Source organism: Burkholderia aenigmatica, assembly GCF_902499175.1.
Classification (GTDB): domain Bacteria; phylum Pseudomonadota; class Gammaproteobacteria; order Burkholderiales; family Burkholderiaceae; genus Burkholderia; species Burkholderia aenigmatica.
In genome coordinates this window covers 1-22677 of record NZ_CABVQC010000091.1, presented here as the reverse complement: position 1 = coordinate 22677, position 22677 = coordinate 1, and the positions used below count along the sequence as shown (strand labels likewise).

15 protein-coding genes are annotated in these 22677 nt (G+C 61.7%); 3 read left to right on the top strand and 12 right to left on the bottom strand.

The genetic code is table 11. The annotated features are described in order from the left end of the window. Positions 1–136 precede the first annotated feature (136 nt). The 9 genes from BDO18943_RS38715 to BDO18943_RS38675 form a co-directional block, all read right to left on the bottom strand. On the bottom strand, positions 137–3274 hold the full coding sequence (locus tag BDO18943_RS38715) for an efflux RND transporter permease subunit (protein ID WP_059464114.1): 3138 nt from the start codon (positions 3272–3274) through the stop codon (positions 137–139). A gap of 53 nt (positions 3275–3327) precedes the next feature. Continuing rightward, the gene (locus tag BDO18943_RS38710; protein ID WP_045577993.1) at positions 3328–4392 is read right to left on the bottom strand and encodes an efflux RND transporter periplasmic adaptor subunit; all 1065 of its coding nucleotides are present in this window, start codon (positions 4390–4392) and stop codon (positions 3328–3330) included. Beyond that, positions 4389–5786: a TolC family protein gene (locus tag BDO18943_RS38705; protein WP_059464115.1), complete on the bottom strand. Its 1398-nt coding sequence runs from the start codon at positions 5784–5786 to the stop codon at positions 4389–4391. The genes BDO18943_RS38710 and BDO18943_RS38705 overlap by 4 nt, the downstream gene beginning before the upstream one ends. A gap of 77 nt (positions 5787–5863) precedes the next feature. Beyond that, positions 5864–7177 (bottom strand): sensor histidine kinase, encoded by a 1314-nt coding sequence (locus BDO18943_RS38700; RefSeq protein ID WP_045577995.1) that lies wholly within the window; start codon positions 7175–7177, stop codon positions 5864–5866. Then, a complete protein-coding gene (locus tag BDO18943_RS38695; protein WP_045577996.1) occupies positions 7167–7856 on the bottom strand; it encodes a response regulator transcription factor in 690 nt (229 codons plus the stop codon). Before BDO18943_RS38695 ends, BDO18943_RS38700 begins: the two co-directional genes overlap by 11 nt. Before the next feature lie 464 nt (positions 7857–8320). Next, positions 8321–8632, bottom strand: a complete 312-nt coding sequence (locus tag BDO18943_RS43185; protein ID WP_080938648.1) for a DUF4148 domain-containing protein — start codon at positions 8630–8632, stop codon at positions 8321–8323. A 429-nt stretch (positions 8633–9061) separates the two neighbouring features. Next, positions 9062–11470 (bottom strand): HAD-IC family P-type ATPase, encoded by a 2409-nt coding sequence (locus tag BDO18943_RS38685; RefSeq protein WP_052691545.1) that lies wholly within the window; start codon positions 11468–11470, stop codon positions 9062–9064. Positions 11471–11617: 147 nt separating this feature from the next. Continuing rightward, the gene (locus BDO18943_RS38680; RefSeq protein ID WP_045577997.1) at positions 11618–12070 is read right to left on the bottom strand and encodes a hypothetical protein; all 453 of its coding nucleotides are present in this window, start codon (positions 12068–12070) and stop codon (positions 11618–11620) included. A gap of 33 nt (positions 12071–12103) precedes the next feature. Next, on the bottom strand, positions 12104–12886 hold the full coding sequence (locus BDO18943_RS38675) for a COG4705 family protein (protein ID WP_045577998.1): 783 nt from the start codon (positions 12884–12886) through the stop codon (positions 12104–12106). A 371-nt stretch (positions 12887–13257) separates the two neighbouring features. On the opposite strand from BDO18943_RS38675, the gene BDO18943_RS38670 reads away from it, so the two are divergent. After that, the gene (locus tag BDO18943_RS38670) at positions 13258–16194 is read left to right on the top strand and encodes a Tn3 family transposase (RefSeq protein ID WP_059559649.1); all 2937 of its coding nucleotides are present in this window, start codon (positions 13258–13260) and stop codon (positions 16192–16194) included. Between the two features lie 295 nt (positions 16195–16489). Here BDO18943_RS38670 and BDO18943_RS38665 read toward each other — a convergent pair whose 3' ends face one another. From BDO18943_RS38665 to BDO18943_RS38655, 3 genes are read right to left on the bottom strand one after another with little or no spacing between them, the layout of a single operon-like run. Then, positions 16490–17695: a hypothetical protein gene (locus BDO18943_RS38665; RefSeq protein WP_175026304.1), complete on the bottom strand. Its 1206-nt coding sequence runs from the start codon at positions 17693–17695 to the stop codon at positions 16490–16492. After that, complete coding sequence (tnpC, locus tag BDO18943_RS38660; RefSeq protein WP_175026303.1) at positions 17692–18039, bottom strand: Tn3 family transposase post-transcriptional regulator TnpC; 348 nt, start codon at positions 18037–18039, stop codon at positions 17692–17694. Before tnpC ends, BDO18943_RS38665 begins: the two co-directional genes overlap by 4 nt. Then, positions 18026–21031 carry a Tn3 family transposase gene (locus BDO18943_RS38655; protein WP_175026302.1) on the bottom strand — a complete coding sequence of 1002 codons (3006 nt, stop codon included), beginning with the start codon at positions 21029–21031 and terminating at the stop codon, positions 18026–18028. The genes tnpC and BDO18943_RS38655 overlap by 14 nt, the downstream gene beginning before the upstream one ends. Positions 21032–21166: 135 nt before the next feature. Here BDO18943_RS38655 and BDO18943_RS38650 point away from each other — a divergent pair, with 135 nt between their 5' ends. Continuing rightward, the gene (locus tag BDO18943_RS38650) at positions 21167–21697 is read left to right on the top strand and encodes a hypothetical protein (protein WP_175026301.1); all 531 of its coding nucleotides are present in this window, start codon (positions 21167–21169) and stop codon (positions 21695–21697) included. A gap of 203 nt (positions 21698–21900) precedes the next feature. Continuing rightward, a partial coding sequence (locus BDO18943_RS38645) for a TniQ family protein (RefSeq protein WP_175026305.1) occupies positions 21901–22677 on the top strand: 777 nt, incomplete at its 3' end.

Sequence of the window (22677 nt, the reverse complement as noted above, 5' to 3'; positions counted from 1 at the left end):
CGTCCCTCCTTACCGGCGCATGCCATGTGGGTTGCGGGTGGTCTGCGCCCGGCCCCGGTTTGCCTCGCCTTGTTGCACGCTTGCGGTCACCAAAGCTGTGCCCCGGTCGGGAAATTCCGGTATCGCTGGCTGCCCGTCACTGGCTGCCTCCCGCTTCCCCCTGTGCCGACGATGGCCCGGGTCCAGCCCGTTCGTCACGCCCGAAACGCCCGTAACGCAGTGCCAGGGTTGGCAGCACGATCAGGTTCAGGGCGGTCGAGGTGAGCAGGCCGCCGAGAATGACGATCGCCATTGGCCCCTCGATTTCGTTGCCCGATGCACCGCTTGTCACGGCGAGCGGCAGCAAGGCGAGCGCGGTGACGAGCGCGGTCATTAGGATCGGCACCAGCCGTTCCGACGCACCGCGCACCGCCGTGTTCATGTCCCACGCGAGGCGGTCGATGTGCACGAGGCGCTCGTAGTGGCTGATCAGCATGATCGAATTGCGCAGCGATATGCCGAGCAGTGTGACGAAGCCCACCATGCTGCCGAGCGACAGGTTCGCACCGGTTAGCACCACGCTCAATACCCCGCCCACGAGTGCGAAGGGCAGATTGATCATGACCAGCAGCACGCCGCGACGGCTCTTCATTGCAAGGAACAGCAACAGCGCGATACCGACCAGCGCAATCCCGCCGTACGCGATCAGGTCGCGTTGCGACTGCGCGCGCGCTTCGCTCTCACCGCTGAAGACGGCATACGTGCCCGGCGGCATTTTGATCTCACGATTCACACGCCCCTGGGCTTCATTCACGAAGTCGCTGACTGGCCGATTGCCGAGATTGACCGATACTGTCTGCACGCGCTGGCCACCGTCATGGGTGATCTGATAGCGGCCAGCGACCTGACGAATCGTCGCGAGCGTGGAAAGCGGCACGGCAAAACCGTCGGCATTGCGCACCGCAAGCTTGCCGATGTTGCCGACGGTCTGACGCTGGGCCGGGTCAAGCACGACCGCGACGTCATAAGTACGGCTGCCCTCGTAGATTTGCGCTACGGTGACGCCGGCGTAGGCGGCCTGGATCGCATCGAGCACCTCGACGGGCCGGAAGCCCCAGCGGCTCAGTGCGTCGGGATTCAGCGTCACGTCCAGTTCCGGAATGCCTGGTGGCGAATCCACCTTCACGCTGGCAACGCCGTGGATCGTGCCGATCAACTGGGCGATCTGCTGCGCTGTGCGATCGATGACGTCCAGATTGTTGCCGAACACCTTCACGACCACCGGGGCTGTGGCGCCCGAAATGGTTTCGTCGATGCGCTCCTCGAGAAAGGTGTTGACCGAGGTGGATAGGCCCGGAAAGCGTGACAGCGCCTGGCGGATCCGGTAGAGCGCCCAGCTCTGGCCCGATGCGCCCATCGGCTTGAGGTCAACCTCGAACTCGGAGAGCTGCACGCCGGTCGGATCGACCACACCGTTGGCGCGGCCGGCACGTTGCGCCACGAGACGCACGCCCGGCACCTGCATCAGCGCGTTCGAGACCTGCGTGCCGATGCGTATGGATTCGGCAAGCGACGTGCCCGGCGCGAGCCCCATGTGAACGGTGTAATGGCCTTCGCGCAGTTGCGGAATAAAACTCCCGCTCATGAAAGGCAGCGACGCGAGCGCGGCGGCGCACAAGACCGCGACGATCACCATGATTACCTTCACATGCTGCTCGACTTTCGTCAGCATGGCGATGTAGCGTGTCTTCAGGCGCCCGATCAGGCGCGGCTCCCGCTCGGGCAAGGGTCCCTTCGCCAGCAGCGCGAGCGCCATCGCCGGTGTGAGCGTCAGGGCGACGCCCAGCGACGCCAGCACCGCGAGAATGTAGGCGATGCCGAGCGGTGCGAAGAGCCGTCCGCCGATACCCGTGAGCGTGAGCACGGGCAGAAAGATCAGCATCACGATGAAGGTGGCGAACACCACGGCGCTGCGCACTTCGAGCGATGCGCGCAGCACGATGCGAAACGCTGGAAGCGGCTGGGCCAGGGTGCAGTTCTCGCGCAGGCGCCGGTAGATGTTCTCGACGTCGATGATGGCATCGTCGACCACCTCGCCCAGTGCGATGGCGAGCCCGCCCAGGGTCATGGTGTTCAGGCTAACGCCGAACGACGTCAATACGATGATCGCGACCAGCAGCGACAGCGGTATCGCGACCGCGGAGATCACTGCAGTGCGCACGTTCAGGAGGAACAGGAACAGCACGGCGATGACCAGCACGGCGCCGACGATGAGTGTCGTGCGCAGGTGAGCGACGGCGGCCTCGATGAAGTTGGCAGGCCGGAAGACGTTGGTGTTCACGTCCACGCCTTGCCGGGCGAGCGCGGGCTCAAGTCCGGCGAGTGTCCTTTCGATGGCGCGCGTCACGGCCATCGTGTTGGTCCCATACTGGGCTTCCATCACGACCATCACGCCGGGCTTGCCCATGATCGATGCGGCGCCTACCGCGGGTGCATCGCCCCATGTCACGTTGGCGATATCGCCCAGGCGAACCGCCCCGCCGTTGCTGGAGCGCAGTACGACGCTGGCGAGCTTTTGCGGAGTTGCGATCTGGCCATCGGCGTTGATGGCGATGCGCTGGTTGCTGTTCTCGATGAACCCGGCGCCGTGCACGCCGGTGGCCTGGCGCGCCGCGGCAATCACCTCCTGAATCGACAGCCCATGGCCGATCAGTTTCGCAGGGTCGACCTGGATCTGCATCTGGCGCGTCTCGCCGCCGAATACGATCACGTCGGCCACGCCGGAGGTGCCGAGCAACTGCGGTTTGACGGTCCACTGGGCGATGTCGTAGAGGTCCGCGAGCGAGCGTGTTTTCGACGTGAGGCCGATGGTGCGCACAACGCTCGTTGTCGTGGTGAGCGGCAGGAGCTGGGGGGCTGTGACACCCACTGGAAGCGCGCCCGCGAGCCCGCCAATGCGCTCGGTGACGAGCTGCCGGACCTGCATCACATTGGCGTGGTCATCGAACACAAGCGTGACCGAGGAGAGGCCCTGCATGGACCGCGAGCGAATCGACTGCAGGCCGGTCATGCCGCCCAGGGCATTTTCTACCGGCTGGGTAACGAGCATTTCCACCTGCTCGCTGGTCGTGCCTGGCGCGGCCGTCTGCACGATGCTCATCGGCGGCGCGAATTCAGGAAAGACGTCGAGCCTGGCGCGCGTCAGTGTAAAGAGCCCGTAGCCGGCGGCCACGACGGCCAGCGAGAAGATGACGCCGCGAAAGCGCAGCGAAAAGCGGATGATCGCGTTAAGCATGGGACGTGGAGTCGCGTTGTTCTGGCCGACGCATGTACAGGTCGATCGCAGGATCAGTCATCACACTCAGGCGGATCCTTGCAGGCGGTGGCGATGCCCTGAGGCTTGAGCTCTTCAGAAAGCAGCAGCTGCGCCCCCTGCGTCACGATCTGGTCGCCGGCGTGAAAGCCAGACGTCACCATGAAGCCGTGGTCGCCCTCGGTGCCGGCCGGCACGTAGCGCCGCGTAAAGCGCCCGGGTGCCGTGCGCACATAGGCCCACGTCTGGCCTCCGTACCACACCACCGCCCGCTGCGGGATCATCAGGCCGGACACGGCCTGGCTCGATGTCGGCACGCGCGCGCTCGTGCGCAGATTGGCTGGCAGCGCGGCATCGGCGATGTAAAGCCATGGGTTGCCCTGCACAGCAGGATCGGCAAGCGGCGAGGCGGAAAGTCGTTGGGCCGGCACCCAGCGGCCGTCGGTCGTACCGACGACGATGCGCTCGGGCGGCGCCATGCCAAAGCTTGCGGGCAACGTGACACGCAGCACGACCGCCTGGCCCGACTGGAGGCGCTGGAACAGCTTCGAGGCGGGTGCCGCTGTGGCATTCGCGAGCGCGTCGCCGAACTGCTGCCGCACTGTGCCCTCAAGGCCGGCCAGCGTGACCCGGGCGGACTGCAGCTTTGCGTCGTCACCCTGCATCGCTGACTGTGCAGCCTGCAGACTCTTCAGCGAAACATTACGGTCGTCGGCGTATAGCGTGCGGCTGCCCTGGTACTGCGTACGCGAACTGACCGCCTGCGCGGTGAGCGTGTCGACGTTCGCGCGCGCGCTGGCGAGCCGGTTGCGCAGATCGAAGAGCGGCTGCAGGTCGATCACCGTGGCGTCGGCGCTGATGCCGGACTGGCTCGTGACAGTTGCGAGCGGCGCAACCTCGATGTGGCTGGCGCGCTGCGCTTCGGGGCTTACGACCACGACCGTTTCGCCGTTGACCGTTTGCACCGCAGACGGTGGGGACGACGGCGCATCGGCGGTTGTCGAGGCTCCCGGATCGTGAACTGCCTGATAGATGTACCAGCCCGCGCCCGAGGCGAAGGCCAGCGAAATGACGGAGAGAAGAATCAGTCGGAGTTTCATCGTGTTGTCTCCTCACCGAGGGTGTGGCTCACTGCCTCATGGCCGACGGGAGCAAGCGGGCTCTGCATTGCATCTTCGAGCGCGCCGGCGGCCTGCTGGACGGCGACCTCGGCGTCCAGCCGCGCGGTCTCGCTGGTCTGATAGTCGGCTTTCGCCTGCGTGAAGGTCAGTCGGTCCGTACTGCCGCTGGAGAAAGCGGCCGCCTGGCTGTCGAGCTGCCGGCGGGCACTCGCCAGATGGGCATCGGACAGCTGCAGCGCTTCGAGGCTCGCCTGGTAGCGCGTCAACGCGTGCTCAAGATCGCCGAGAATCCTGTCCTGCAGCGCAGCGGTACGCACTGCCGCCTCCCTGCGCTTCGCCTCGGCTTCCTTGATGCCGCCCTGGTTCCGGTCAAAGATCGGCATCGTGATACCGGCGAGTCCGAAACCGATCTTGTTGGTGCCCGTGTCGTAGGTGTAGCCGGAGCCGAGGTGAATGTCCGGATACTGTTTCGCGACCTCGAGCTGAAGCGCCGATTCGGCCGCAGCGTAACCGGCGAGCGAAGCGAGCAGATCGGCGCGATGGAAGATGGCTGTACGCTGCGCATCGGCAGCGGGCGGCGCAGGAGGAACCGTGCCGAACGCGCTGAGGTCGAGCGCCACGCTGTCGAGCGCGGCGACCGGCACGCCGATCGCGGCAGCCAGTTGGGCGCGGGCGTCCTGTTCGGCGCTGCGCGCGGCGGCCAGATCACCCTGGGCCTGGGTGTCAGAAAGGACGGCCGCCTCGACGTCGGGCTGGGAATACTGGCCGACGGCGAGTCGGTGGCGGCTCATCACGGCGATCTGCCGCTGGGCTTCAGCCCTGGCAGACACGAAGGCCATGCGTTCACGAGCGGCATAGACAGCGAGCATGGCAGCGCGCACCTGGGCACGGACCGTCCAAGCCGCGTTGAGGATGTTCAGCCGGGCGGCTTCCGACAGGTGGGTCGCCTGATCGACGCGATAGCCGCGCTTGCCCGCGGTCTCGATCGGGATGTCGAGGGCCGGCCCCCACGTGAACGGAGCGCCCGGTCCGGGGTTGGGCGTCGCGTACTGGAATGGCAGTTGCAGGACCGGGTTCGGAATCGCGTCAGCAACCCGGATACCGGCCTTGGCGGTGCCCCACTGCGCTCGCGCGATATCCAGCGCCGGGCTGTAATACCAGGCCGCCAGGGTCAGCATCTCGCGGTTCCAGCGCGCCGGCGGCCATGATTGAACGTCGTGCCCGAGTTCGTGCGCGAGGTACGTACGCAGCCCGTCGCTCGCGAGCGAGCGCTCCTCGAACTGTCGAGCCATCTGGGCCGACGCGATCGGCTGCGCGTGGTAGGTCGCACAGCCAGACAGCAGGGTAAATGCAATCAATATCGCTCGGTGCATTCCGGCATCCACGAGTCTCGCTGCCCGTTCAGGCGGCCCCAGACCCGGATGCTACGCAACCAGTTGTGAAATTTTCGTCAAGAGGGGGCCGGATAGGCACCATCCCCCGTCCCGGCAGGGCTGCCGACAGGCAGACGCAGCGACACGCGCGTGCCGCGCCCCGGTTCGCTTTCGAGTTTGATCTGCCAGCCGTAACGGCCGCAGATCTTTTTCACGATCGCGAGGCCGATGCCGAAGCCGCGTTCCGCCGCGTGCGTCCGGTCCGCCTGATAGAAACGGTCGAACACATGCGGCAGCGCGTGTTCCGGGATACCTGGGCCGGTATCCTCGATATGCAGCCAGCCATCGGCGTAGGAGACATGCACGTGCCCGTGGTCGGTATGTCGGACCGCATTGTCGATCAGGTTCGAGAGCACGATGGCGAGTGCGGACCGGTTCGCTTCTATTTGCGTACTGGGGGCCACATCGACTACCGGTTCGATGCCCCTGTCGGCCAGGCGATCCGCGAGCGGCGTCAGTGCCGTCCAGATCAAGCCCACGAGTCCGACAGGTTCGACGTCCCGCACCGAATCTTCACGTGCCAGCATCAGGAGCACATTGACCCGCTCGCGCATGCTGTCTGCCGCCCGGTCAATCTGCGCAAGCCGCGCGCGCGACTTGCCACTGATGGCGGGATCTTGCTCGAGCAACTCGCAGCTAGTCTTGATCGCGGTAAGCGGCGTGCGCAGTTCATGGCTGACGTTGCCGGTGAATTCCTTCTCCCGCTCGATCATGTCCGCCATGCCTCGATGGTAGTCATTGAACGCGTCAACCAGCCCGACGAGCTCGGCTTCGTCATACCTGCCAGGATCGATCGATGCTGTCCGTTCATGTTTGAGCGCCTTGACCTGCTTCGCAAGGCTGGCCACCTGACGCACCAGCAGGCCCGACACTCCGAACGAGAGCCAGACTGTCAGCAGCGCGAACACCCCCGTGCCGGCCATCAGCGCGTTGATCACCTTCTTGAAATGCTCTTCGTAACGACTGAAGTTGTAGACGCGGTAGAACCGCGTCGTGCCGAACGGGGCGATCGCAACGTGGATCTCTCGCCCGCCGACGATAATCTCGTGGATTCCGTCAGGCAGCGCGCCGACCGTTGCGGGCAGCGCGATCGGCGGCCTGTCCGTCGTCGAGACGTACCCCCGCAGGCGCTGGTCGAACGGCGGCAACTCGGACGGATCCGCGTTGTAGCCGCGCAGCACGCTGGCCATATCGTCCTGGATCAGCGCGGCGATCAGCTTTTCTTCCTGAGCTTCCGCGAGCACCCTGACGCCGAGCGCCTGGGCGAGGAGCAGGACAATCGCGAGCGCCGAGAAAACGAGCGCGACCTTGACGCGCAGGCTACGACGCATGGGAGTCGTCCGCGTCGAGGCGGTAGCCGATCCCGTGGATCGTCTCGACCAATTCCGTCTCGCCGGGTTGGTTCAATGCCTTGCGCAACGTATAGACGTGCGCGCGCAGCGTGTCGCTGCCCGGCAGCTCGTCGCCCCAGACCTCGCTTTCGAGTTCTGCGCGCGTGAATACGCGGGTCGGGGACTGCATCAGGATGCGCAACAGATGCAGGCATTTGGGCTGAAGCTTGATCGGACGGCCGGCGCGCTCGACGGCGAGCGTGCCCAAATCGAGCCGCACGTCCACGAAGCGAAGTTCCGGTACGGCAACCAGGCCGCGATAGCGTTTGGTCAGCGCGTCCAGACGCGCACCGACCTCCTTGAGCGAGAACGGCTTGACCAGATAGTCGTCCGCGCCATACTCGAAGCCGCTCAGCTTGTCGTCGAGCGCATCTCTGGCGGTCAACATCAGGACCGGCGTGTCGCGATGCGCTTCGTCGCGCAGCTTGCGGCACAACATCAGGCCGTCCATCCCGGGCAGCGAGATATCCAGCAAGATCGCATCCCAAGCGTCAGAAAGGGCGAGGTGCAGCCCTGCAGGGCCACTTGACGCGACGTCGACATGAAAGCCGCGGCCTTCCAGATAGTCATAGACGTTCGCGGCGATCGCTGCGTCGTCTTCGATGATGAGCACTTTCATGAGCGAATGGGCAACGGTAAGTTTCTGCGTGCTTCGGATGCATGTGCCGACCTTGCCGTGCAGGGGCGCATTCCGGTCAGCAAGCGCGTCGATCAGCTCAACCCCGCACATTATCGGAAGATGGTGGATCCTAAAGCACCGTCCCGGTGACCCGAAGGCAGGGCGAGATTACTGGTACGGAAGTAAATCGAACGAAGACACCAGGAAGGTCCCGCCAGCACTTCGGAAAGCGCGAAAGCTGCCTCGAACCAAAGGCTCGCGTCGAACACCAAGTGAAGCTTCCTTTCGTCGAGCAACGCGTTTGTGCGGATTACACGCGTATATTCATACTTTGCCGTTGTTTCGTTGACGCTGACGAGCAGGCGGCGATGAAGATTCGCCACGCATGCGGACGGTGTCGAACGGTATCGTCCGGCCGGCGATGGATCGCCGGCCGGACGACAAACAACGCCGTGGACAGCCCGTCAGTGATGAAGATAGATCGAGCGCGACGCAGCGTGAGTCGTGAGGGCATGCCCCGAGTTGCTACCTGCGGATTGTGCGGAGCCGTAACCTGTTGTGTCGGCCTGGGCAGTCGACTGGGACGAGTTCAGCCGCGCTTCTGCCTGCTGGATGGATTGCGGATAGTGAATGTCTTTGCGGGCCGGGTTGTATCCGGCGTGCTCGATCTGAACGAGTTGTGCACGAACTTCCGCTCGCGTAAGACCTTGTCCCGCGAACGCAAGTGCAGGAACCACCGCAAGTGCCAGCATGACGGTTCGAATGGCGAGTTTCATGGCCGTGATCTCCAGTGAGTTGGGAAGGGCAGTCACACGATGTGCGATGCCGTAGAAACAGCATGCGCCTTCCGAACTGAAGATAATGTTAACGATGACGTTGATGAGGCGGTTCGAAAGTGCAATGCGAATGTGCGGTGCGCGGGCCCAGGTGGGCGTTTCGCGCCGGCCTATCGCAGCGGGAAAGGTGTCGGAACAAAAAAAGACCCGGACTCGCACCGGGTCAAACGAGCGCGGCGAACGACAAGCAACGAATTTCAAGCGTCGATTGTTGCTTGCTGCGTTTACCGTCACTCTGCGTGGACGAACGAAACAAGAGCCGCACGGTATCGAACGGGCGCGGCATATGCACGTTGCCATGCCATACTTAAGTTATCCTTAAGCTTAACGGAAATGGGTAACGCGTAAACTGAACTCTTGATATGAGACTCAGCGAGCGATACGGTGCCCGAGTCCAGGCACTCGCCTGACGAGACCCCTGACTTGATCGAGGACAAGCGCGAAGCCCGCGGCAGCGATGCCGACGCCGAGCACCCACGGAAGGGGAAGCGCGGTCACGAGCACGCCTGAAAGCACGAGACCGCAGACAATCGCGGTATCGACAACCGAGGAGAAGACCAGCCAGCGACTCGGTTTCGAATCCCATAGATGGTTCTGCGCCCGGAGTACATAGATCATTGATTGATTGCCGAACGCGATGGCAAGAAAGGCCAATGTCTGTACAGCGTGCGGCGACAATTGGCCACCGAATGCACCGACTGCGACGATCCCTGCCGAAAACACAAGCTTGCATCCGCCGAAGAACGCCGCCGTAAAGACGATCTGCTTCATGTTCCAGTTCTGAGGCTCGCGTCGCGGCTCGACGTGGTCGGTGGTCAGCGACATCGTCAAGAAATCGTTGGTGACGAGCAGGATGATCATGATCATCGGTGTGATCACCGGTTGGTGTAGCGCGATGAGTCCATATGCCATCAGCAGCACGACCTCGATTTTCTTCACGAGCATGTTCAAGGTGTAGGTGAGCAACCGGCGGAATGCCATTCGGCCCTCAATGATGGCTGCAACGACTCCGGATAGTCCGGGCTCGGTAAGCACGATCGCAGCGGCTGCCTTTGCTGCATCACTGGCGCTCGCCACAGCAATGCCGACTTGTGCCTGACGCAGGGCAGGCGCATCGTTGACGCCGTCGCCGCACATGCCGACGACGTGACCGCTCGCCTGAAATGCCTGTACGAGGTGATATTTGTCTTCAGGCATCACACGCGCAAACACATCGAAACCCGATAGCGCGGCCCGGTTGAATCCATCACCGTGCGGACCGGGCTCCGGGCGCAGTCCGACGTCTCGCGCAATAGCGGTCGCCGTCGCGGCCGAGTCGCCCGTTACCATGACCGTTCGTACCCCCAGATCGCGAAGCGACGCGATCAGGCTTGCTGCATCCTCGCGAGGTGGATCGCTGAGGGCGATCAGACCGGCCAGGACGGCTTGCGTGGCAGCGGCTTCCACCGCAACTGCGATGATTCGGTTCCCCCGGCTCGCCAGGTCATCCGCTTTCCGGCGCACGTCCGGCTCGACATTCGCGATTCTCTCGATGGCCTGCAATGCTCCCTTCGCGACACGCATCTGTCCACCGTCGGAAGCTTGGAAGCAGGCCTGCGACATCTTCGTGTCCGGATCGAATGGCTCGCGACGAGTCATGTGATCCTCGACGCCGATGTTGTCTCTCAAAGCTGCCGCTCGAAGGATCGCAGCATCGAGCGGCTCGTCGCCTGTCGGCTCGCAGGTCAGCGCCGCGAGGTGCAGGATCTGCTCAGTCGTGAAGCCGGGCATCGGCACGATCTCGGCGATTTCCGCCGTGTTTTGCGTCAGCGTACCGGTCTTGTCGGAGCAAAGTACGTCCATGGCTGCTGCTTCGTGGACAGCTGACAGGCTGGTCAGCAGCGCGCCCCTGCGACTTAGCGTAAGCGCACTGAGCGCGGCGGAAAGAGTGAACGTCGCCGGTAGTGCCACGGGCACCGATGCGAGCAGCATCGTCAGCGCGAGACGAAGCAATTCCGCTGTGGCGAAGCCGAGGTGGAGGGCGTAGCCTAGCGCAGCCAGTGCGACGACTCCGTTAATTGCGCCCAGGTTACGGACTGTTGCCAGCACTGTGTGCTGTTCGGCGCTCGGTGCACGCGCGATGCGCACCAGTTCGACGGTCCTGCCGAAATATGTGCGTGTGCCGGTGGCCGCGACAACGCCGAATGCGTGACCGCGCTTCACGATTGCACCGGCATAAATCGTTGCGCCAACCGAAATGTCCACAAGCGCGGATTCTCCTGTCAGCATCGACTGATCGGCGGCGACGGATCCGCTCGTCACGCGCACGTCCGCAGGGGAGACCGAACCGATCGGGAGTTCGATCGCATCGTCGGGCACGAGTTCGGCGGCCGGAATCCGGTGCCATTTCCCGTCGCGGCACACTCGGGCCGTCGGTTCGAGCCGCTTCCGCAGAATCGATAGTGCGGCGGAGGCGCGTTGCTCTTGCGCAAGAGACAACGCGATATTGAACGCTAGGAGCAAGCTGATGATTGCTGCCTCGATATAAGCACCGAGCAAGATTTGCAGGGCAATTGCGCCTTCCAGCAGCCATGGCACTGGCGCCCACAACTTGGTCAGCAGGAGTCGTCTGAAGGAGGGCAGCGTTTCGCCAACCACGTTGGGTCCGAATCTGCCCCTACGCTGCTGCGCTTCGGCGGTCGATAGGCCCGTCGGGATGGCGGTCGTCGTGGATTCGGCTGCGGTTTCCGCGTCCGAAGTACCCGCGACCGAGGATGACGTGCTTGCGGACAATGGCATGTCGCTGTAATCGAACGGTTCGATACGCGGACAACGGCGGAAACCGCCTTCCGCACTACCGAAGCACTGAATAGTCGGCTTGTGCGAGTGGACGCTTGGAGATTATCCAGCGTCGATCCCGCGGCCATTGATGTGCGTCAATACAACTCAGGAATTCCTGCCCTCAAGCTTGTCGAACGTTTTCAGCAGGTCGCTCAACGCTGCCGTGCAATTGCCTTGAATCGGGCGATCAGCCCGCAGCGCTTCGAGGGCACGGTCGATTGCCGTGTCGAGTTCATGCCAATCCGCAGCCGCGCGCGGTTTCAAACCGGCTTCCGCGCTGTCCCACGCAACCTCCAGATCCTTGATGCGTGTCCTGCCGCCCGCGAGATCACCTTTCGCCACGAGAGTGGATACGTCGGTTGCGATTGTACGGAATTGGGAGAGGTCGCCGAGTCTCGATACGTTCGACGATGCGCCGTGCTGCGCATCGGTCGCGCTGGACGCCGGTGCCGCCACAGCAGGACTATCGGTTTGCTTTGAGCAGCCGGTGGCGAGAGCAAGCATCGTGCACGCGGAAAGCGCGACGAGCAGACGTGAAGATGCGATTCGACCATTCATGAAGAAGCCTCGCCTCGAGGTTTGTTGAGGAAGTCACTCGACCGCTTCTGCACGCGCGCGACTGCTGGCGCCGAACTGCGCGAAAGCGACGAGCACGATGATCACGGACAGGAACAGTAGGCTCGTCGATGCAGCACCCAGACCGAACCCGCCGTAATTGCGCGATTGGGTGAGCAGATCGCCGAGCGATGCACCGAACGGTCGCGTAAGGATGTACGCAATCCAGAAGGTGAGCACCGCGTTGACGCCGCTGCTCCATGCGACATACACCAGTGCGAGCAGCACGCCGAATACAACAGTACCCAGCGAGAAACCGAGCCCCAAGGCTTCGGTCGCGAGATCGCCCGCAGCGGTACCCAGTGCGAATGTGCACAGGATCGCGGACCAATAGAACAACTCACGCTGCGGCGTGTCGATTGCATCGATCGACAGCGTCCCTTCGATCCGATACCAAATCGTGAAGATCGCGGCGAGAGCGACGGCGAACACGCTCGTGCTGACATACAGACTGACGCCGAGGCCGTCAGTGAGCAGATCGGTGATCTGGGTTCCGACGATGCTTACCAGGACGACCGTGAGCCAGTAGATCCACGGAGTGCAGCGTCGCGTGCGCATCTGCAGGACAAGCGCTATTGCAAGCAAGGACATCATCAAGCCGCGCGTAAAACCTTGGCCCCAGCCCGCGTTGACGGCCAGGTAGTCGGAGGCAGTTTCACCGACGGTGGTGGACATGATTTTGATAATCCAGAACGCAAGCGTGATCTCAGGAACCTTGTTGAGCCAGCGGGAGATAGGCTTGTCGGTAGCGGGCGACATGGTGGCGATTCCTCAGGAGTTGAGTGCCACGCAGTCTAGCTGAGCAGACTTAGGGGAACCTTAGTGTGGCGGAGAAATCGGAAAACCAGGGCCGTCATATGCGCCATTTTCGAAGGCATAAATTTGACATAAGCTAAACTAGCAATTTTTTAGGGTCGCAAGAAAAATACGTCTTTCGGGCCAGATGCGGCTGCCGCACGGGCGTGCCCCGAATGACCGCGTCGCGCCCGTTTTGTTGCCCCGACTCGTTGTCGTTCTGACACCATCCTTAGGCGATCGACGGCTACAACTGCCATCCCGACTTTCCCTGTAGCACTTCAATTTTTACCTCGCTACGCTGGGCCGCTCTCATCATCGATGCGGAGCCGCTGATGGATCACTGGCGATTGGCTTATCTCGGAATCCGGCAGGTGCCGCGCGAACTGAGCGAATTCGAGCTCGCCACATTCTTCACGTTCTCCAAGCGGGAGCGCGTCGCCATTGATTCACGACGCACGGACCTTTTTCGGCTCGCGGTCGCATTGCACATCGGCTTTCTGCGTATGACCGGCCGGCCGCTTGGCTCGTACAAGCAGATCCCCACTGTTCTTTGGCGACATCTTGGCCGACAGCTGAACGTGAAGCCGCCAGACCTCGGCACGCTACGTTCACTTTACGATGGCAACCTCAAGACCTTATCTGACCACCAGCGCTTTGCTCGGGACGCCATCAATTTTCGCGCCATCGCGGAACATCAACGTCGGTATGTGATCCGTTGGCTCAAAGAGCAACTCACCGGCCGCCCAGAGCGCGGCCAGTTGACGAACGATCTCAAACGTTGGTTCTACGAGCATCGCATCGTTATACCACCGGAGCGCATGCTCAGGCAGTTTGTCGTCCAGGCTGTACGCGACATTGAGGGGCAACTGCACGGCGCGCTCGAGCAGGCTGTTGGTATGGAAAAACTCGAGAGTTGGGCGCGAGTTCTGGCTCAGCCCCATGGAGAACATTCAAGTCTCCAGCGATGGCTGTGGGCCGTTCCGCTGCGCAACTCGACCCATCAGATGAGCGAGATCCTCGACAAAGTCAATTTGCTCACGATGTACGAGGTGGCAACGCGTTGGCCGATTGAATGCAACGATGCCATGGTGCGCCACTACGCCCGCCGTTGCGCAAGTCGCCCACCATCGATCAGCAAGCGAATCGAACCCCAAAGCCGACGAATCGAAGCCGCCTGTTTCATGCGGTATTCCCTCTGTATCGCGACTGATCAGGTACTCGAGATGCTCCGGAGATGGGTACTGAAGGTTGTCAACGACACGTCGCGCGAAGTGGATGCGATGCGGATGAAGGCCGCGGATCAACTCCGCGAGTTCGCGCTTGCCGTCAAAGCACTCGCCAATGATGAAACCCTCTCGCGCGAACAGCTCGGTGAGAAGCTTTGTCTGCTTGCAGATGATGTTTTGCGACCGCATCCCACCAGCCGTCGGAGCCAGATCCGGCAGTGTCTGGTCCGAAAGCGGTACTACGCCCGTAACCTTTTGAATCGGATCGTGCAGCTGCCGTTCGAGTCCGAGGCTGCTCATCCTGTAGTCGATGCACTCTCACTATTACGTGGGCTGTATCGACGTCGCGCTTTTCTTCTACCCGACGGGGTCAATATCAGGCTTGGGCGCGCGTGGCGCGAGGCGATTGATGGCTACGATCGGCTTCGGGCCATGGTTGCCTTCGAGTGGGCCACCCTCTTTGCGCTCCGTGTCGCCCTCCGCAACGGCTCAGTTTTCATCGACCACAGCTTCTCGTTCAGAAGTCAGCTGCATATGCTGATCTCGGCCGAGCAGTGGAAGGCAAAGCGTAACAATCACTACGGACACCTCGGCCTGCCCCAAGACCCGAACGAATTTCTCGGACCAATCCTTGAACAGCTCGAACAGCGCCTCGCACTACTCGATGATGCCGTGGTCAATGGTTCGATCCGTGTTGATACTGCTGTCCACCTCGACCCGATGGCTGCGCAGGATCCAGACGCACAAGCCGATCAACTTCGCCGTCAGATCTTCGAAGCTCATCCGCCAGGCCAATTTCCCGAGATCATCCTCGAGATCGATAGTGCGACACGCTTCAGTTGGACCCTGCTTGGACGCGAGCCGCGGTCGCGCACCGAGTTACTGATGGTGTATTCGGCGATCCTGGCTCACGGCACATCGCTGACGGCTGCTGATATTTCTCGGATGGTCCCGGAAGTGTCAACTGAGGCGATTCGCCAAATGATGAAGCGTCTCGCGGACGAACGAATGCTGCGTACAGCGGCCGACGCCGTCCTTGAATTCATGCACGAACACCCGATCGCCGCCCACTGGGGGCGAGCTGATCTAGCATCGTCCGACATGATGTCGCTGGAGACAACCCGGACGATTTGGCGAGCGCGTGCGGATCCACGTCGCCGGACTGCATCCATCGGGATGTACACGCATGTGCTGGATCGTTGGGGCATTTTCTACGACCAACCCATCGTCCTGAATGAGCGGCAGGCAGGTGCAGCAATCGAGGGCGTCGTCCGGCAAAACGCTACCAAGGACATCGCTCAGCTCGCTGTCGATACCCACGGCTACACCGATTTCGCGATGGGAGTGTCCCGGGCACTTGGCTTTGATTTATGCCCTCGCCTGTCACACCTTCGTGACAGACGTCTACACGTGCCTCGCAGTCAGGCGATACCGGCGCGGCTCGCAGGGGTCACGGATCGGGACGTCCGACTCGGTCTCATCGTTGACGTGTGGGACGACTTCGTGAGGATCGCCGCATCGATTCGCTCTGGTCAATGCACGGCTGTCGAAGCGATTGCCAGATTCGGATCAGCTGCTCGAGGGCAGGCTGTGTACGATGGCGGCGTTCAGATCGGCCGCTTATTCAGAAGTATCTTTTTGATCGACTACTTCACCAATGCCTCTTTCCGGTCGGAGTTGCAACATGCCCTGAATCGGGGAGAAGCGGTGCATACCGTGCAACGCGCAATTCACATCGGTCGCATTCCGGTGGAGCTAGCTCGGCGCCAAGAATCTCTCGCGGCAGTGTCATCGGCGTTGACCCTGCTCTCGAACATCTTGATGGCTTGGAACACCACCCACATGCAACGAGCCCTGGAGAACATCGAAGCTAGCCGAGGGCAACCGATCGCGACCGAGCAACTCCGGCGAATCGCCCCCACTCATATCGAGGGCATCAACTTGCGCGGTACCTTCAATTTTCCCGTGTCACTGTACGCAAAGCGGATCTTACCGAGCATCGCGGCCGACAACCCCATTCCGTCAACCAGTCGGAGCGCCTAACGACGGGGTGTACTGGCGCCGCCGGTCGAGGGACCGCTCATCTTCAACGCGGTCACGTCTGGAGATGCCCTCTGCTTCGTTAGCGAAGGGTAGACACTAACCCATTGTTTTGTTGGAATCATTTTTTGGGGACACAAGGCAAAGCCTTGCCAGGCTTAAAGGCGTCTAACCGGAAAAGCGCATAGAAATCAAAGGCACCCCTAATATGGAAACAATGCCACAGAGATAATAAAGCTTATCTCTGTACCAATCACGAAAGACGACCTCCCAAGATTTTTCACGATGATTTTCCGGCTTAGATCGCCTGCAGGGCGCGACTCAAAAAGTCCGCGTGCACAGAGGTTCTGGAAGCCAGGGAGCGAATCTGCTTCCTGATGGACTCGGGATCGACGCCCGCGTGCGTTGCCGCCTGAAGCGTGGCGCGGCCTGCGTCGAGCGCATCGACACCTGTGATCTCGTAGCCGTAGCCCAGCGAAATCCAGCGTAACGCTGCGAGACCGGCGGCCATGGCGAATTCCGGCTGCTTCTGCGCAAAGTCCCTGGCCGCGCGCGTCAACGTCCGGGGATCGGTCGGGCTGGCATTGGCCAGCTTGATGGCTTGGTTGAACAGACCTGCGTCCTTGGCCGCCGCGAACCACTTCCCTGGCTCGCCCGGCGACGCAGCAACCAGATCGATCAGGATGGTTTCTTGCGCGATGTGTGGGTACTTCTTCGCGATGGCACGGAAAGTTGCCAGGTAGGTGGTGCCCTGGTTCGCTTCGCGTGCATAGCGCCGGTATGCCTCATCAGCAAGACCCGATGACAGCAGGATCGCTTCGCAGGCTTTCGCAATCTGCCCGTCCGGGCTGTTGAGACCGCGCGTGTCTTCCGCGTAGGCCAGCGCTTCAGCCTTTCTGCCCATCGCAAGCAGTGCCTTGACGCCCCAGCGTCGGTAGTGCCACATCTTGAACGGAGCGCGCTCCACCAGTGCGATCAGCTGCGCATGTCGCCCGGCTGCATAGAGCGAGGCCAGACAGATCGGTGTCCCCGCAAAATATCCCCCGGGCCCCTCGGACCAGACGTGCCCGACCAGATCAACAAACCTGTCGGCCCACTCGCTGGCGATTTCGGTCGTCACGCAGAGTGTGTCCCATTCCTCCGACAGACCCTCGATATAGGGGACGCCCTGATCCTGAATGGCTTCCCATAGCCGCTCGAGCCAGCCCTGGCGCGTGACTGTGTCGACCTGTGCGCCAGCGATGATGGGTACCAGTGCGTCGATCGCCCGGTTCACAGCCGAGCCGATGGCACCGGACGACCCGTCGACATGCTCCAGCGCGGGCGAAATCTTCTCGAGGAATTTCACGGCGCCTTCTGCGCCGAGAACGGCATCGCTGCGCGCTACCTGCCGGATCTCCGTGAGCGCTTCCTTGATGCGCTGGATCGGTACGTCAGAGCGCCAGCCGAAAGCGTTGCGTCGGAAACGCTGGGCGAACTGCCATTTGTACGAGGCTGGCTTCACAAGGATTCGTCCGTTTCAGATCGCAGATCCTGCAGGGGGCGCAAGGCGAGAATCATTTTTTCGAGCACCATGATCCAGTCCTCGAGTTCCTCGACGGTGCAATCAGCCTGTTCGACCAGCGTCAGGTCATCCGTCGCGCACGACAGGCTCGCGCCATTGATGACGGTATGCGCCATGGCGTGCAGGCGCAGAAGGTCGTCACGCAAACCATCGGGCTCGCAGCGGGCGCGGATGGTGTCGAAAAGATCCACGGCCTGCTGGATGACGGTCGTATCGTATCGCTGCTGCAATGATTCCAGCGCGTCGGCATCGACGATGCCGTAGGGAGTCTCAAGGTCGGACATGGGGTCGGGGTCTCCGCAGGGAACGGACCGGGCCGGCGAACAGGTGGTCATGTATCCAGCCCTCCACATGCCCGAAATCCAGTTCGTATCTGCCAAAACGTTTCAGGTTGCTGGTGAGGTAGGGACTGAGGAATCCGATGTCATCGGCGTTGACCTCGATGCCCTCATTCACCATCGACCGCAACGCCTGCATCATGTCCACCGTGTTCTGCAGGATTGCCGCGGAAGCCATCAGGTCGTTGTAACGCAGGCGTTTCTGCTGCTCGTCCGGGTCATTGACTGGCAACACATCTCCGCCAAACGAAAACCACTTGGCAAAGCCATTATAGGACTCGACCTTGTTGGTCGTGGCGGTGATCTCCTGCCGCAGTTCGTTGCTGCCGAGCCACTCGAGCAGGAATACCGTGCGAACCACCTTGCCAAGCTCCTCGGCTGCCAGAGACAGGCGATTCCTCGGACTGGCCGCGCCGAAGCGGCGCAGCAGCAGGGGCGATGAAATCGTACCGGACTGGATCGACAGCGCGAGCTGCATCAGGTCCTGCCAGTGGCGCCCGATAAGATCCCAGTCAACCGTTTCCGTGAAAAGACCGTCGATATGTTTGTACTGGGTCGCTGCATCCACCCGGTACAGCTTGAGGTCCTGCCAGTTGCGAATCCGCGGCATCAGCTTGATGCCCAGCAGGTAGGTGAACGCGAACACGGCAGCCGACTGCCCCTGAGTGTCGGCGTGCACCGTATCGGCCTCAACGCTCAAGCCAGCCTTGAGCAGTCCTTCGATAACATAGATGGCTTCCCAGATGCCCGGCGGGATGAAATGCCGGAACACCGCGATGTAGTTGTCGGCGACGTGGCGGTAGGCGACCGCGCCCATTTTCCGGTAGCGGAAGTGATAGCCAGCCAGCAGGTTGTTGTCGTAGAAGTCGTACTGGGTGCCATCGGCTGCGACCGTCTTGCCGTCGCCCCAGTGCTTCGGCAGGTCAAGCCGGAGATAAAGTTCGATCAGTTCGCGTTGTGCGCTCTCAAGGCGTTCGAGACTCAGGTGCCGGCGGTTGACGAACGACATCATGTGCGGCGTGATCCTGTCGCCCATGTGACGTGCGGCCTGGGTGGGGCCCAGATTGCACCCCATTGCGAAGATGGTAAGCAGGTACCGCTGTTCGGCGTCGCGGATTTTGGGATCGTTGCCGCTTAACGGACCAAAGTGTCGCGTGAAATGCGTCCAGTGCTCGATATTGGCAAGTACGTCCAGCAGATTACGCACGGGCATGCGCTTGACGATCGCCTTTTGCAGGGCCACCGCGCTTTCCGGGATGACGGTCGCAGTGGTGCGACGGACAACAAACTCGCCAGCCTTGTTGATCGTCACATGGTCGGACTTCTCGGGAAAGCGCTCATCCAGCTGGCATGCGGCATCGGAGAGCCACTCGCGCAACTGGGTGACAAAGCCGGCACTGCTGTCGGCGATGCCAAGCCTCTCGCTGTATGCTGGCAGACGCTTCGCGCATTCGGACCAGGGCATCAAGAAATCTCGATAGTCTGCAAAGGCATCCGAGCCGGCTACGCACAGGTCTCCGCTGCGCAGTTCCCTCGTCATGGCGGACAGGACGCACAGTTCCAGATAACGCCGGTTTGTCGTCGCCCCCTTCCCGGGAGAACGGAAAACCAGCTTGCGCCAGCGCTCGGAAGCAAAGCTGAGGTCGACCTCGATGTTGATCCATTCACGATGAAGCGATTCGTTCCTGAAAACGGCTTCGATCGCCTGCAGCAAGGACTCTGACTGGGTGGTCGAGCTCCATGCCAGCGCGTGTGCCAGACGTAGCAGTACTGATCGATGTGCCTTGAAATGCCGCCACAGCAGTGGCAAATAATTTCGGCCACTGTAGGCCCGGACCTCAGCACAGCTTTCGCGCAATGGCTCGAGGTCGCCCGACGGCGCCAGATACTCGCGAACGCGCGCGCCAAGTTCGGTGTCATCGGGATAGTCGTCGAGAATATTGACGACGCCGTCAAGCGTATCGACCAGGCTTTCCATCTTTTCGCGCTGCCGTGCCTGAATCTGGTCGAGTTCTTCCCTGGCCCGCTTGTGGATTGCGCCCATGCGACGGATGAACATCTCGGCCAGATCGTCGCGGGCTCGCACGCGCATTTGATGCAGCAACGCGACAATGAGCGTATATCGCCGCTCCGGCAGGGTTTCCTTCAGATTCGCCGCATCCAGACTCATCGCCTGTGTCGACAGCGAGCGCAGCTTTGTCGCGGGAACCCCGTCCAGTGCATGATTGAAGTCGCCAAAACCATCGAGCCACGCAAGGTGGTCGACGAGCAGGGAGATATGCTTTCGCGACGGGCGTAAGGCGTATCGCTTGATGGTGTTGTACGCGCTCTGGCGCCGGTTGAATTCGCGCTTGATCAGCCGGTCCAGCTGGACCTTGTCCTCATCGGAAAGGCGACGCGAGACGCGTCGGAACAGCGCGGTTTGAACCCGGGTGTGGACCTGCTCCACAATGGCGTCGAGCGTCGAGAATGCGGGCAGTTCGACCTGCTGCTGGATCAGGCTGTCGATGGTTGCATTGATGATGTCCACCGGCTGATCCATTGTCCCGGCGGCCTCGTGTGCCGCGCGCACTGCAATTTCATTGGCATCGGTGCCGTAATAGGACTGGATACCGAGAAATTCCCGGACTGCTGCGTAGTGACGAAACAAGGCGGGCGACCTTGCCCTGTTGTAGTCGAATGCGGCCTCGGCACCGAGGCTTGCGCTCGCCCGGATGTGTTCGATGACAACGGCGGGAATGGCGTCAACGAAGGGAAAGTGGTGCATCTGCTGAAAGACCTTCAGCAGAACCAGCAGCCCCAGTCTCGAAGACTGGCCGCGCGCGTTGCGGCGCACCCATTCAAGCTCTTCAACGTCTGGCGTATAGAACGCCTGCAGTTCCGCAGATGAAAAACCCTTGGGAAACCTCGGATACGCTGTACGTTCGATGGTCGCCATGCCGGATTCCGGATCTCGAATGGGCTGGCCAGTGTAGCGGAAAAATCCGGCAAAGCCGTCGCACCCGTGCCAATCTGTGCAACCCGCTGGCCGCTATAATTTGCGGATTCAGAACGCAGCGAAGGGGGCAGAGAAATGGGCAAAGCCGGTCAGAAGAAAAAATCGTCGCGTGCCCGCAAGCTGGGCGTGCACGACCTGGAGGCATTGCGGCGGGGAGCGGTTCAGTCGGGGATCCCTGACGCTATCGTTCTCGATCGTAATGACCTGCCGCCGGAACAGAAAATCTCCTGGCCCCTCGCGCAAATGCTTCAGAATGAGGTATCCGATCATCCAACACTGGAGGAATATCAGAGCGCACTGACGGCGATTGTTGCGGCGTGGAATACAAGCCTGCTGCCCGAGAGTGAGCGTGGTGAAGCGCTACGTGATCAGATCGGATTCGACAAAAGTGTTCCACCCGAAATACGGCGCGAAATCATACAGGGCATCGAGCGCCTGATTGGCGAAAAACTGGCCCGCTTTCCCCATGACCGCCGCCGTATCGTCTCGTGGGAGGCGAAACTCGAAGGTGACGTGCTTCGGGTCGTAGCGGCGGCGTCCGACGGTCCCCGGCACGATACCCCAGAGGATGTCATGCGCGGTTTGCTGCGAACGATGTCCGCCTAAGAGCCCGCGCATTCAGACCAGTCGGCTAAGAACGCGATCGTCCCACGCTGGCTGACCGCGTTGACCTGTCTGCATGCCGACGACGCAAGCGGACGCGATAGTTCAGGGACGCATTCACGGCTCCCTTATTCCGCCAGAGCATAGAAATCCGTCGTTTCATAACCTTCAGGATTATGATAGCAATTTGACCGGATCTTGGTCAGATCCCGTCTTCGTGGCTCAACCGCGTGGCCCTTTGCTATCACATGGAAGTGTCCGAGCTGCTGGAGCACGATCTTGGTCACGGCCAGGTTGATGACCTGGACACCGCGCCACCACTGGCGCTGCTGGCGATGCTCTCCCAGCGGAGCGGTATCGAGCTGGATCGGCTGCGCTGCATGAGTTTCGCCGGCTGGGTGCCTTGGCTACTGGACAGCCTTGATGATCAGATTCCAGCCGCATTGGAAACCTATGCGTTCCAGCTCTCGGTACTGCTGCCGAGACTCCGCCGTAAGACGCGATCCATCACGAGCTGGCGTGCCTGGCTGCCCACCCAACCGATACACCGCGCCTGTCCGCTCTGCCTGAACGATCCGGAGAACCAAGCCGTACTGCTCGCGTGGAAGCTGCCCCTGATGCTGAGCTGCCCACTGCATGGCTGCTGGCTGGAATCCTATTGGGGCGTGCCAGGGCGGTTTCTCGGCTGGGAGAACGCCGACGCCGAACCGCGCACTGCCAGCGACGCGATTGCGGCGATGGACCAGCGTACCTGGCAGGCACTGACGACCGGCCACGTGGAGTTGCCGCGCCGACGCATCCACGCCGGATTGTGGTTTAGGCTGCTACGCACGCTGCTCGATGAGCTGAACACCCCGCTTTCGACGTGCGGCACCTACGCGGGGTATCTCCGCCAAATCTGGGAATGCTGCGGGCATCCGCTGCGTGCTGGGCAAAGTCTGTGGCGACCGTATGAAACCCTGAACCCGGCAGTACGGTTGCAG